Annotated in this window: 12 protein-coding genes and 1 pseudogene; 7 read left to right on the top strand and 6 right to left on the bottom strand. The window is 63.4% G+C overall.

The window, feature by feature from the left end; translation table 11 throughout:
- The first annotated feature begins 10 nt into the window (after positions 1 to 10).
- The 3 genes from HSEST_RS04325 (at position 11) to HSEST_RS04315 (ending at position 4061) form a co-directional block, all read left to right on the top strand.
- A complete protein-coding gene (locus HSEST_RS04325) occupies positions 11 to 1927 on the top strand; it encodes a methyl-accepting chemotaxis protein (RefSeq protein ID WP_229122349.1) in 1917 nt (638 codons plus the stop codon).
- A 61-nt stretch (positions 1928 to 1988) separates the two neighbouring features.
- On the top strand, positions 1989 to 2864 hold the full coding sequence (locus HSEST_RS04320; RefSeq protein WP_229122344.1) for a homoserine kinase: 876 nt from the start codon (positions 1989 to 1991) through the stop codon (positions 2862 to 2864).
- A gap of 117 nt (positions 2865 to 2981) precedes the next feature.
- Positions 2982 to 4061 carry a CNNM domain-containing protein gene (locus tag HSEST_RS04315; protein ID WP_229122342.1) on the top strand — a complete coding sequence of 360 codons (1080 nt, stop codon included), beginning with the start codon at positions 2982 to 2984 and terminating at the stop codon, positions 4059 to 4061.
- On the opposite strand, the gene pdxS is transcribed toward HSEST_RS04315, so the two are convergent.
- The 3 genes from pdxS to HSEST_RS04300 all read right to left on the bottom strand — a co-directional run bounded on the left by pdxS (position 4058) and on the right by HSEST_RS04300 (position 6909).
- Positions 4058 to 4960, bottom strand: a complete 903-nt coding sequence (gene pdxS, locus HSEST_RS04310) for a pyridoxal 5'-phosphate synthase lyase subunit PdxS (RefSeq protein WP_418886533.1) — start codon at positions 4958 to 4960, stop codon at positions 4058 to 4060. The two genes, HSEST_RS04315 and pdxS, sit on opposite strands and share 4 nt — an antisense overlap.
- Before the next feature lie 66 nt (positions 4961 to 5026).
- Positions 5027 to 5989, bottom strand: a complete 963-nt coding sequence (locus HSEST_RS04305) for an AIR synthase family protein (RefSeq protein WP_229122340.1) — start codon at positions 5987 to 5989, stop codon at positions 5027 to 5029.
- A gap of 71 nt (positions 5990 to 6060) precedes the next feature.
- Complete coding sequence (locus HSEST_RS04300; protein ID WP_229122339.1) at positions 6061 to 6909, bottom strand: class 1 fructose-bisphosphatase; 849 nt, start codon at positions 6907 to 6909, stop codon at positions 6061 to 6063.
- A gap of 141 nt (positions 6910 to 7050) precedes the next feature.
- Here HSEST_RS04300 and HSEST_RS04295 point away from each other — a divergent pair, with 141 nt between their 5' ends.
- On the top strand, positions 7051 to 7815 hold the full coding sequence (locus HSEST_RS04295) for a DUF1405 domain-containing protein (RefSeq protein WP_229122338.1): 765 nt from the start codon (positions 7051 to 7053) through the stop codon (positions 7813 to 7815).
- Positions 7816 to 7859: 44 nt separating this feature from the next.
- Here HSEST_RS04295 and HSEST_RS04290 read toward each other — a convergent pair whose 3' ends face one another.
- Together HSEST_RS04290 and HSEST_RS04285 are read right to left on the bottom strand one after the other, a co-directional pair.
- Positions 7860 to 8645 (bottom strand): SDR family oxidoreductase, encoded by a 786-nt coding sequence (locus HSEST_RS04290; RefSeq protein ID WP_229122337.1) that lies wholly within the window; start codon positions 8643 to 8645, stop codon positions 7860 to 7862.
- A 107-nt stretch (positions 8646 to 8752) separates the two neighbouring features.
- On the bottom strand, positions 8753 to 9625 hold the full coding sequence (locus HSEST_RS04285) for a mechanosensitive ion channel family protein (protein ID WP_229122336.1): 873 nt from the start codon (positions 9623 to 9625) through the stop codon (positions 8753 to 8755).
- A 122-nt stretch (positions 9626 to 9747) separates the two neighbouring features.
- On the opposite strand from HSEST_RS04285, the gene HSEST_RS04280 reads away from it, so the two are divergent.
- Positions 9748 to 10221, top strand: coding sequence for a hypothetical protein (locus HSEST_RS04280; RefSeq protein WP_229122335.1), 474 nt, complete (start codon positions 9748 to 9750; stop codon positions 10219 to 10221).
- A 164-nt stretch (positions 10222 to 10385) separates the two neighbouring features.
- Positions 10386 to 10715 carry a hypothetical protein gene (locus tag HSEST_RS04275; RefSeq protein WP_229122334.1) on the top strand — a complete coding sequence of 110 codons (330 nt, stop codon included), beginning with the start codon at positions 10386 to 10388 and terminating at the stop codon, positions 10713 to 10715.
- Here the strand turns inward: HSEST_RS04275 and HSEST_RS04270 are convergent.
- Positions 10716 to 11931, bottom strand: a pseudogene (locus HSEST_RS04270) (inorganic phosphate transporter). It abuts the gene before it with no gap.
- A gap of 311 nt (positions 11932 to 12242) precedes the next feature.
- On the opposite strand from HSEST_RS04270, the gene HSEST_RS04265 reads away from it, so the two are divergent.
- The gene (locus tag HSEST_RS04265) at positions 12243 to 12452 is read left to right on the top strand and encodes a pro-sigmaK processing inhibitor BofA family protein (RefSeq protein WP_229122333.1); all 210 of its coding nucleotides are present in this window, start codon (positions 12243 to 12245) and stop codon (positions 12450 to 12452) included.
- Positions 12453 to 12670 lie beyond the last annotated feature (218 nt).

Below are 12670 nucleotides of genomic sequence, written 5' to 3'. Positions count from 1 at the left end.
TTCAGGAGATATGAGCGAATCGACCGCGGATATATCGGATACATTTGCCGCACAGGGCCTCGCGGAGCGCCTCCGCGAGTTCGTCGAGTACGTCCCGAACGGGCAGACAATCCCGGACGGGAGCTGGCGCAGTCGGCACCGCAGCATCGTGTATCTCCTGTTTGTACACGTCCCGCTGCTACTCGCGCTCGGGCTGTTCGAGGGGACCGAATCGCTGTTCTCGGGGGCAACGATCCCCGAAATCCCGCTAACGTATATTGTAGTGGAGTTGAGCGTTCTACTTGGACTGACGCTGCTTTCCGCGTGGTCGCGGCTGCCCCAGCGGGCGCGGACGGGGCTCGCGGCAACCGGGCTGGTGTCAGCTTCGGCGATCCTAGTCCACTTCTCCGGCGGGTTCATCGAGGCGCACTTCCATTTCTTCGTCGTCCTGGGGATCGTAGCAGTCTACGAAGACTGGCTCCCCTTCGGGATCGGCGTCGGCTACGTCGCCGCACAGCACGCCGTCTTCGGAATCGTCGGCGGAGCCGCGGTGTACAACCACCCTGCGGCGATAGCGAACCCGCTGTCGTGGGCGCTTATCCACGCCGCCTTCGTGCTGTGTCTGTCGCTGGCGCTGATGATCAACTGGTACTCGATCATGCGCTCGCGCGAACAGGCCGAACAGCGGCTCCGAGAGGCGGAAGAAAAGACCGCCGAAGTAGAGTCCCTGGCGGAGAAAAACGAAGCTATCGAGGCTGCCCGCGAGGAAGCCGAGGAAGCCAGGGCCGAGGCCGAACGGCAGCAGGCAGAGCTCGCTGAGATGAACGAGCGGCTGGAGGGGGCGGCCGACACCTACAGCGATGCGATGGCACGGGCTGCCGACGGGGACCTGCGCGTCAGACTCGATACGGAAACCGACAGCGACGCAATGGCACAGATCGCGACGGCGTTCAACGAGATGATCTCCGAGATGGAAGGGACAGTCGAGGAGATCCAGACGTTCGCCGGCACAGTCAGCAAGGCGAGTGCGGACGCGGCCGACGGGGCAGCGGAAATAGAGCGTGCGAGCGGAGAGGTGAGTGCGTCCGTCCAAGAGATCGCCCGCGGGGCCGACGAACAGCGAGAGATGCTCGGGAACGTCTCGGGCGAGATGAGCGATCTCTCGGCGACGGTCGAGGAGGTCGCCTCGTCCGCGGCATCGGTCGCGACGACCTCACAGGAGACAGCGGAGATCGCCGAGGCAGGCGAAGCGGAGGCACAGAACGCTATCGAAGACATCCGAACGGTACAGGCATCGCTCGCCTCGACCGTCGACGGCGTCGAGACGCTGGACGATCGAATGGACGAGATCGGCGAGATCGTCGAGCTGATCGGCGACATCGCGGAGCAGACGAACATGCTGGCGCTCAACGCCAACATCGAAGCCGCTCGTGCCGAGTCCGGAGGAACAGCCGGCGGCGACGGCTTCGCAGTCGTCGCCAACGAAGTGAAGCAACTCGCAGAGGAAACGCGGACATCGGCCGCCGAGATCCAGTCACTGATCGAAGAGACCCAGACGCAGACCGAGACAGCGGTCGAAGAGGCTCGGGAAGCCAGCGACCAGATGGACGACGGCGTTGCGTCCGTCGAGGCTGTCGTCGAGCGGTTCGAACGGGTCGCCGAGAACGCCGAACGGACCGACAGTGGTATTCAGGAGATCAGCGACGCGACGGACGAGCAGGCGGCGACCGCCGAGGAGACGGTCTCGATGGTCGAGGAGGTGTCCGACATCAGCGATGCGACCGCCGGGAAAGCACAGGACGCCTCGGCGGCCGCACAGCAGCAGACGGCCACTGTGTCCGAGGTTTCGGACAGCGTCGGGTCGCTGACCGACCGCGCAGAGCAGTTACAGGACCTGCTCGCACGATTCGAGACTGATGGGGAGCGGGTAGCACATCCCCAGGCATGATCGGAAAGTGACGGCACGGTAGTCCGCTACCTTTTTGCGGGTACTCTGGCTACGGCAGGGTATGCTGACAGTGCGGGCGCCGGCGACGAGTGCCAACCTGGGGAGTGGCTTCGACGTCTTCGGCGTGGCGCTCTCCCACCCGGCGGACGTAGTCCGCGTCGAGCGTGCCGACCGGACGACAATCGACGTGACGGGGGCGGGAAGCGAGTTCATTCCCGAGGATCCCGACAAGAACACGGTCGGTGCGGTCGCGGAGGCGCTCGATGCGCCCGCACATATCAAGATCGACAAGGGGATCCGCCCGGCCTCGGGGCTGGGATCTTCGGCTGCCAGCGCCGCCGCGGCCGCTGTCGGGCTCAACGAACTGTACGATCGGGGCAAGACCCGCAAAGAACTGGTGCCGATCGCCGCCAAGGGCGAGGCCGTCGTCTCCGGTGACGCTCACGACGACAACGTCGCGCCCGCGATCCTCGGCGGGTTCACGATCGCGACCCCCGAGGGCGTCACCCAGGTCGACGCCGACGTGCCGCTGGTGGCCTGCCTGCCCGAGATCGTCGTCTCCACCCGGGACGCCCGGAAAGTCGTCCCCGAGCGGACGAGCGTCGACCAGCTGATCGAGACGGTCGGTAACGCCGCGACGCTGACGACGGGGATGCATCGGGACGACCCCGAGTTGATCGGCCGGGGAATGGAGGACTCGGTCGTCACGCCGGCCCGCGCGAAACTCATCGACGGCTACAGCGAGGTCCGACGGGCCGCCCTGGAAGCCGGTAGTACGGGCGTGACGATCAGCGGTGCCGGTCCGGGGGTACTCGCGGCCTGTCGCGAGGACGACCAGTCACGGGTCGCCTCGGCGATGCTCGACGCCTTCGATGACGCCGGTGTCGAGGCCCGCGCTTACCAGACCCGGATCGGTGAGGGTGCGACGATTCACTGATCGTCCGCAGCTATCGGTTGCGACCGCCCGGCGTCGAGCGCTCAGCACGGGATCGATTTCTAACAAGTTCTGTGAAACGCTGCTTTTAGGTTTATCTTCGACCAAGTTACCGGACGTATGGCTATCACGGTGGAGACGTGGCTACGGCTGATCGGTGGCGTCGGTCTCCTGCTCAGTAACGGGTTTTTCGTCACGACCGAGTTCGCGCTGACCCGGGTCCGGCAGTTCGACGAATCGGAGTTCGTCGGACAGAGTCGCGGGCTCGAACGCGCCTGGAACATGACGGAGCGGCTCGAGATCTTTCTGTCGGGCTGTCAGGTCGGCATCACCATCAGCAGTATCGGCCTGGGCGTCGTCGCCGAACCCGCCGTCGCGGCCGTGATGGGCCCCGTGCTCGGTGCGGTTGGGATCACCAGTGGCGGACACACGGCCCTGTCGGTCCTGCTTGCATTCTCCTTGATCAACATGTTGCACGTCATCGTCGGCGAGCAGGCCCCAACCTATCTCGGCATCGAGCGCGCGAAATTCGTCGCCGAGTACGGCTCGGGCCCACTGTACTGGTGGTCGAAGCTCATGTCGCCGGTTATCCTAACTGCGGACTGGGTCGCGAAGGCGTTACTGGGGCTGTTCGGCGTCGAGATCTCTCGCTCGTGGGCCGAAGAGGAGGTCGAAGAGGGCACCGAACCCACGTCACGGGCCGAGCTTCGCAGTCAGATGGGCGAGCGTATGAGCCAGATGGGAATGTCAACCGAACGCGTCGAGGAGGTCATCGGCGCCCTCGATATCGGTGAGACGGCAGTCAGCGATATCATGGTCGACCGAGAGTCGATCGTCGCGCTATCCACGGAAGAGGATCTGGACGCCAATCTCGACCGGATGGACGGGACGCCACACGTCCGATTCCCACTAGTCGAAGACGATTTCGAAGCGTTCGTCGGCGTCGTCTACGCACCGACGGTGTTGCACAACATCGACGAACTGCGGGCCGGCGAGACGACGCTGCGGGAGCTGGCTACGTCGCCGATGACGGTCGCTGCCGATACGGCCGTCAGCGATCTCATCGACCAGTTCCAGGCCGAGAATCAGGAACTCGCGCTAGTGCTCGACGGCGGCGAGGTTGTCGGACTCGTCACCGCGACCGACGCGTTCGAGGAAGTGCTAGGTGAACTCGAGGATCCGATGGATCGAGAGCTCTAGACACCTCGACCCTGCAGTTTCTCTTCCTCGGGCAAGTCGGCGTTTGCGTCGCCTTTCATGCCCGAGCCGATGTTCGAGGAGATTTCGGCGAGTTTCTCGGGGTCGTCCCAGTTGTTGACGGCCTCGACGATGGCCGTCCCCATCGCTTCGGGGTCCTCGGCCCCGAAGATACCGCTGCCGACGAAGATGCCGTCACAGCCGTGGTGCATCATCAGCGCAGCGTCGGCGGGCGTGGCGATCCCGCCGGCGGCGAAGTTGACCACGGGGAGCCGGCCCATCTCGGCGGTCTCGTGGACCAGATCGGCGGGCGCCTCGTGTTCGCGGGCCCACTTCTCGCGTTCCTCGTGGGTCATCCCCTCGAGCTTGCGGATCGATCCCTTGATGTTGCGCTGGTGGTGGACTGCCTGGTTGACGTCGCCAGTGCCGGCCTCGCCTTTCGTGCGGATCATCGCCGCGCCCTCGTCGATGCGGCGCAGCGCCTCGCCGAGGTTGCGTGCACCACAGACGAACGGCGAGGTAAAATCGCGCTTGTCGATGTGATAGCGGTCGTCGGCGGGCGTCAGGACCTCCGACTCGTCGATCATGTCGACGCCGGTGGCTTCGAGGATCTCGGCTTCCTTGGTGTGGCCGATCCGGGACTTGCCCATCACCGGGATCGATACCTCGTCGATGATCTCCTCGACGTCCGCGGGGTCGGCCATCCGGGCGACGCCGCCGCGCTTGCGGATGTCCGCCGGGACGGCCTCCAGAGACATAACCGCGACCGCGCCGACGTCCTCGGCGATGCGAGCCTGTTCTCGGTCGACGACGTCCATGATGACGCCGCCCTTCTGCATCTTCGCGAAGCCGCGCTTGACCAGTTCGGTCCCGCGCTTGAGATCTTCGAGATCTTCTGGCATGCTCACTATTTTGTATTGGGCCCACTTATACTGACGGTTGTCACTCCGTCGGCACTTGCCCGCGTGTCATTCCCAGAGGGCGTAGCAGTCGTCTCTGGGCGGGCCGAGCAGTCGCTCGTTACCCGTTTCGACGGCCGGCTCGCCGTCCACGAGTCGGCCCACTACCGCCGCCTCGATCCCCGCGTTAGCGAGCGCACCAAGGGCCTGCTCGCGGTCGTCCGGGTTGACGGTCGCCAGTAACGCGCCCGATCCGAAGATCCGCAGCGGGTCGACACCCATCGCCGCACAGATCGTCCGCGTCTCCGGACGGATCGGAACCGCTTCCCGGTCGAGTTCGACGGTCGCGCCAGCGGCCTGGGCGATCTCGTAGACGCCCGCCAGGACCCCGCCTTCAGTCGGATCGTGCAATCCCGTTGCGGTCGGCCACAGCGACCGCGCCGCGTCGAGGACGCTGATCTCCTCGAAGAATCCGGCCGCGCGATCGAGCGTCGCTTCGGAAACTGAATCGAGTTCGTCCCGGAAGTCGGTCGCGAGGATGGCCGTCCCCTCGATCCCGGCCCCGGCAGTCAACAGGAGTTCCTCGCCCGGCTGTGCCCCGCCGGTCGGGATGGGATCGTCGGTGCGGCCCATCGCCGTCAGCGAGAGTAGCGGTCGCGAGAGGTCCTCCAGTACTTCGGCGTGTCCGCCGATAATGGCCACGTCGAGTTCGCGGGCGGCCCGATCGAGTTGCGTCGTCACAGTTTCCAGTTGCGTCGCGTCGTCGCTTGGCAGGAAGATCGTACTCGTGAGCCAGGCTGGATCTGCGCCGGTCGCGGCGACGTCGTTGGTCGCGATCGGGACGCCGAGCGTGCCAATGGCTTCGGCAGCCAGCGAGATCGGATCGGAGCTAACGACAAGCGAATCCGGGCCGAGATCGATCGCGGCGGCGTCCTCGCCCGGGGACGGACCGAGAGTCACGCGCTCGTCGGGTGCGCCGGTCCGCGAGAGGACGTGTGCATCGAGCACTTCGGGGTCGAGTTTCCCGACCATACAATCGGCTACACTACCGGTACGTATAGCAACCGCGGATCGGCTTGCCGGAGAAAGCGAGCTGTCGTCGCCTAGTCGCTGCCGAGGACCGCCTCAACCCGGTCGATCAGTTCCCGGTTGCCGAGGAACGTCGGCGTCCGCGCGTGGAGGCCGTCCGGTTCGACATCCAGCAGCGACTTCCCTCCATCGCTGGAGGCACCGCCCGCCGCTTCGACGAGATACGCCAGCGGCGCGGCCTCGAAGTGGACCCGAAGTTTGCCTTCGGGATAGACATTCGACTCAGGGTAGCCGAACAGACCGCCGTACTCCAGCACCTGTGCGAGATCAGCGACTGTCGCGCCACCGTACCGGAGTTTGAGATCACGCTCCAGTTCCTTTGCGAGTTCGTTGACAGCCTCCGATCGATCGATCGGCTTGCCCGCCAGGCCGACGACGGTGTAATCCTCGGGCAGTTCGAAGACGCCCCGTCGCTCGCTGTGGCCGTCCCGAAGCAGGTACTCCTGGACGACGTCGCTGTCGGCCCGGGCGACGGTCATCGTCGTGTACGGGCCGTGTAACACCATCATCGCCGCCACGAGATCGCGACCGTTCGCGGGCAGTTCGCTCTCGTAGACGCCGACGATCGTCCCGACGGAGTTGTTCGACGCGAGGTTGCCCGATCCGTCCAGCGGATCGATCGCGATGGCGTAGCCGTCACCGCAGTCGACGGTCGCCTCACGCTCCTCGCTGGTATAATTTCCTACACCGTCGAGTGGAGCGAGGGCGTCGAAAAACAGGTCGTCCGACCAGACGTCAGCCCCCGTCTGGACCTCGTCGCTCGGGTTCGTCTGGCCCCGCTTGCCCGCGTGTGTTCCGAGATTACGTTTCAAGTAGTGTGACGTCTCCCGAACCGCTCGCTCGATACGGTCGATCGTGTTCATTGCCGGACCCCTGGTTGTGTTCCCACGTCGTCCATACGATGGGTTGGCGGTGAAGATAGTTACATTCTTCTACTGTGAAAGATGGCGAACACGACTCGGCGATCCACTACCGTTTAGTCGGTGCCGTCCCGAGGCGACGACATGGCAACCGCCGGCGTCGGTCGTCGCATCGAGAAGTTGGTCGCGCGCTACTTCGACGGGACGATCCCGGACACGGAGGGAGTCCCGCGATACGTCGCGCCGTTGCCGGAGTGGCTCGAAGACGTGGGCCTGCGGCTGGCCTGGCCGATCGTGCTGGTCAACCTCGTCGGGACGCTCTTTGGCTTCTGGTACTACGCCGGCCGGCCGACCGAACTCGCCGTCGGCGGGCAACTCGGCGAAGCGACGGTCGCGGCCTGGCCGCTGATCCCCGACAGTCCGGTGGCGACGATGTTCATCGGCCTCTCGCTTGCGGCCTGGCGGCTCGATTTCGAGGCCGACTGGTTGCACGCGCTGGCATTTTTCGGCTGTATCAAGCTCGGGCTCTGGACGCCATACGTACAGCTCGCACTGAACGGACCGGGAGAGATCGCACTGTGGCTGTATCTCTTCCTGATCGTGAGTCATCTCGCGATGGCCCTGGAGGCGTTTCTCATCCACCGGTACGCTCGCTTTGCCGTTCCGTCAGTCGCGGTCGCGGTCGCGTGGTACGCGTTCAACGACGTGGTCGATTACTTCTGGCCGATACTCGAGGGACCACATCACACCTGGCTGCGGGCCGAACCGTTCGTCACGACGGCCGCGGGAACAGTCCCGGACCACTCGGTCCCGGCGCACGACTTCGCGGCCGCGTGGGCGGTACTGCTGACGATCCTGGCGACGTTCCTGGCGCTCGCGACGCGCATCGAGAAGTTGAAGCGAGCGTAGCCGGTTGACCAGCCAGGGAGGACGGCTGATTCGTCGTCCGACAGTCAGCTTCGTAGTGCGCCCCCGTCGATCGGAATCTCGGAGCCAGTGACGTAGCTCGCGCGGTCGCTGGCGAGAAAGGCGACGACATCTCCAAGTTCCGATGGATCGCCGATGCGTTCGAGGGGGACGCCTTCGGCCCAGTCGTCCAGGCCGGCTTCGTAGTCCTCGTAATCGCCACGCTCGACCGCGGCTTCGACGAGTTCTTCGATCCGGCTGGTTTCGTGTGCACCCGGCAGGACGGCGTTGACCCGGACATCCGGGGCGAACTCCCGGGACTGGGTCTTGACGAGGCCGATCACAGCGCGCCGAACCGAGTTCGACAGCACGAGGTCGTCGATCACCTCCCGGACCGACCGCGAGGTGATCGCGACGATCGACCCGCCGCCGTCCTCGCGGAGGTGTGGCAGTGCCGCACGGGTGGTCCAGACGTAGCTCATTACCAGCAGATCGTAGGCCTGGTACCAGTCTCGTTCGTCCATCTCGGCGAACGAACCGCTCGGTGGGCCGCCCGCGCTCGTGACGACGTGATCCAGCCGGCCGAACTCCTCGACGGTCGCTTCGACGAACGCCTCGACCGCATCGGGATCGGTGATGTCGGTTCGGACGGCCAACACATCGCCGTCACCGACAGACTGCAAGTGCTCGCGTGCCGCTTCGACGTGTTCTTCAGTCGTGCCACAGACAGCGACATCACACCCCTCGCGAGCCAGTGCCTCGGCGCTGGCGAGTCCGAGCCCACTGGTCGCTGCCGTACAGAGTGCCGCGTTCCCATCGAGTTGCAGATCCATATTCGGCTGTTCGGTATGGATTACCATAATAGTGTTCGCGAGGCAGTGAATTGTGTGATATTGCTCACGCGCTTGCTCCCATCCTGAACGGGTGGGCTTCCGCGCTGTTACTGCTGTGACTCGGTCTCTGCCACGGTGACTTCGCCCGAGAGCAACTGTGCGGACGGGGGAGCGAGCGTGATGTTTTCCTCGTCGAACCGACGTATCACTGATCGGCGGAAGTCAGAGTGGATCGTCAGAACGTCTCTATCCATGGGATCGTCGATCCAGAACTCGGCTTGGACCGTGACTGCATTCTCCCCGAGTTCGAGGATACGTGCGTTCGGTGCTGGATCATCGAGAATCGATTCGTGGTTCGCGGCAATCTGTTGTAACTCCATCAGAGCCCGCTCGGTCTCCTCGTAATAGGCGACGTACATCTGTTCTGTGATCCGATACTTGTCCCGACCGTAGGGCCGGACGATCTCGTTGTTCGTGAGTACAGTGTTCGGTACCGAGATCGTTTCGTTGTCCGGTGTCCGGACCCGAGTGACGCGAAAATCGACGTCTTCGATGATACCCTCCCCACCCGACCACTCTATCCAGTCACCGACGTTGAAGTCCGGATCGGCGATGAGGAACATCCCACTGATAAGTGACCCAAACACTTGCTGGCCGGCGATACCGAGGGCGAACGTGATGGCTGCGATGATGACTGCCGACTCGGTGAGCACCCGTCCGTAGCCAGCAGCAATGACACCCGTAAGAGCCGCAAACCCGATCAGAACTACTCGAAGATACGTCTTCGTTGCCGTCTCGATGGTGGGGTTGTTGCGATTCCGCACTCTGACGGCCCGAGCCGCAACCGGAACAAGAAATACCTGGCCTATGAAATAGACGACCCCGAACCCCACGGCGAACCAGACCAATTCAGACAACACCTGGCTGTACGCTGAGAAGATGTCTGTCACCCAGCCCGGTAGCGAAATCTGTCCGCTCATACACCGGGATGGGAGCCGTACCGACAAAAATCCCAATTGCTGGCGATCCAATGTTATCTTTCACGAGACACCTCGTTGGAGACGGTATGGGCTTTATTGTGTTGCCAGTGGAACTACCCGGTATGGCGCTCGACATCGAGGTCCCGGAACCACCAGACCTCTCGAACCGAGGGACGCCGCGCGAGTTCGAGTGGCAAGAGGAGACCCTCGGATCGGAGGATTTCTACCGCGAAGACATCGAAGACCTGCTCCAGGAGGGTGCGTGGAAGGAGGGATTCAACGAGTGGACCGAGTACGCGAATCTCGATGAAGAGCACGTTCGAATTATCAGCGACCTCGGCCTGTTCCAGGCGTTCGACTTCTACTGGGACCCAGCCGAAGACCGTCTGCGTTTCGACGCTCCAACAATTCCGGACGACTGGAGGGAGCGAAACGCCACCGAGTCGCTCGATTCGAGTACGACCTCGATGATCGACGGTGAGTTGGATGATCTCGGCCGAGTGGTTCAGGAGGTACTGGAGGACTACCTCGAACGGAACGACGAGGTGTCTGACTACGGCTGGGGCGAGGAAACGTACGGTAAGCGCGAGGAGTGAACCCAGTCGCCCCTCGAAACATATGCAGTACGCGTTGCACCGCAGGTGCCGAATTGAAGGGGTTAGCCGACCGGGACAGGCCTGTGAAGACGTTTCGACGACTGTATAGATATCAGAGCTGTCCAGCCACTGGACTTACGTCGCCTGAGACACAGGCACGACGTATGGTTCTTGACTCAGGGGTCAAGACCCGCGATCCGTTGCATGCCAGTCTCACAACAGCAATCAAACGGGCACTTTCACTGGAGGTATTGGTGTCCAGTTCACACGAGCGGGTCGCCTCGGAGTCGTTTATCCGTCGCCGCACCCAGTTTGGCTCGGTGGACGAATTCTGTGCGGCCAGTCCGTGTGACGATGCTACAATTGGGGACATCCAGGGGCTTCCCACCGACGAACGCGACGCGTTCGTGGCTCGGACAACCGATTTCGAGACGTGGGCGGAGATGAAGGACAGCGCAGCGGTAGAAGATCTCGTCACGCTCCAGAACGTCTGATCATCCCAGCCCAGGGAGTGCAGCGAGCACGTGATAGAGGGCGAAGCTAATCGCACCACCGCCGACCATCGAGGCGATCCACGCACCCACAGTATATCCCGTCTTCGTGGTGGATACTCCGCCCGAGCCCGACGAGCCACCGACGAGTCCGGCTCCGACGATACTCGAGATCATGACCTTGTTGAACGAGATGGGATAGCCGAGAGCGATTGCGGCTTGGGCGACGAGAAACGCGGGAATGAACGCGGCGATCGATCGCTTTGGCCCGAGTGACGCGTACTCGCGGGCCACGGCCTGGATGAGGCGTGGCGACCGAAACCAGCCGCCGAGGAGAATTCCGAGACCACCGAGCCCGAGCAGGTATAGAGAGGGGAGACTGAGGGCGGATTCGAAGACTGATTCCAGCGGACCGGTGGCGAGCCCGACCTGCGACCCACCGCTGGTGAACACGACGACGAGGGCGAGCGCGACCAGCATCCGGTTGATCCCGGTCGTGACGTCACGCCGAAGTTGCCAGTGGACGACTGCGACGGTGAGGAGGGCGATCGCGCTTCCAACGAGTGCGATTCCGGCCTCGCCGACCCCTGTCGATGCGACGTCGAACTGACGGGAGATGACGCCCGCAATCGACCCCTGCTCGCTCTGCGGAGCCGGGAGAAACGATAGCTGGATATTGGCGAGTGCGTAGCCGACGGCGCCGGCGAGCAGCGGGATACTCAGCGTATCCGGGATCGTCTCGTCCAGTAACAGCCACGCGAGACCGTACGCGAGGACGCCCTCGACGACCGGAATCGCGAGCCAGAACCCCAGGATCTTGGCGTACGTCACGACTGCAAAGCCGCCGCCCAGAGCGACACCCGCACCGATTGCCGCACCGGTGACCGTGAACGCTGAGGGGATCGGATAGCCGCGTGAGTTCCCGATCGTGATGAGCGTGGCTGCCGTGAGAAGCGTCGCAGTAGCGGCCAGCGGCCAGCGGGGTGATCGTCACGCCGGTCACCAGGCCGTGGCCGATCGTCCCCGAGATGCTCCCGCCCTGTGCGACAGCCCCGAGAGCGGCGACGATCCCGACCAGCAGCGCTCCTCGCAGGGTGGACAGCGCGTTCGCCCCGACGGCTGGTGCGATCGGAGCGGAGTTACTGTTTGCCCCGACAGTGAACGACATAAAAAGCGATGCAACGAGCGCGACAGCGACGATCCCGATTACTGAGGACATAGATGGATTCAGGCGGTGTTGGTACTCAGGGGCAGGACTCCGACACGGCACACTCCCGAACAGATACGTATGATTCTGTCGATAGCGTTCGTTTCTGTCACGTATATGATCGAAATCGATGTGAATGTATTCAGTTGCCGCGATGTATGCACAGATTCGTATGCACCACTCAGCTGGATGTGCATAGATTTCAATGAGAATGCATCGGCTGGGTACCGCTGAGTGATGGGCGGAAACGACTCTCCGAACAGCTAGACTGGGGCTATGATAACACACTCCTAACAAAGTGCCCGGCGCCGGAACGATCGGTCATGGTCTCACTTCGAACTCTCGCTGTCAACGCGATCGTCGGCCTGATCATCCTGTTCATCGCGAACGCCGTCGGCCTAGGCGTACAGATATCGCTCGTCACACTCCTGGTGTGTGCGATCTTGGGAGTCCCCGGAGCGATATTGGTGATCCTGCTCGCACTGCTCGATATCGCCTTCGTGGCCGCGGTGGTCCCGGCGACCCTCGTTTGAGACCGCCCGGATACCCGGGCTTGGCGTCGAAACGGGCCGAGGGGGTTGGGGGCGTACTGCGACGGCAGTTGTACAGGTCGGTGAAGTACCTCGGAGGCAAGCCCCGAGGCTTCCCTGTCTACGGGTCGGCACCGCACCCGGCAAGGGAATTTAATTCCTCCCGACCTTCCCTAGATGGGTTGGCTGGAATTAACACCCGAACACACACGAGGTGTGTC

This window comes from Halapricum desulfuricans (genome assembly GCF_017094465.1).
Classification (GTDB): domain Archaea; phylum Halobacteriota; class Halobacteria; order Halobacteriales; family Haloarculaceae; genus Halapricum.
This window is presented reverse-complemented; position numbering and strand designations above follow the sequence as displayed.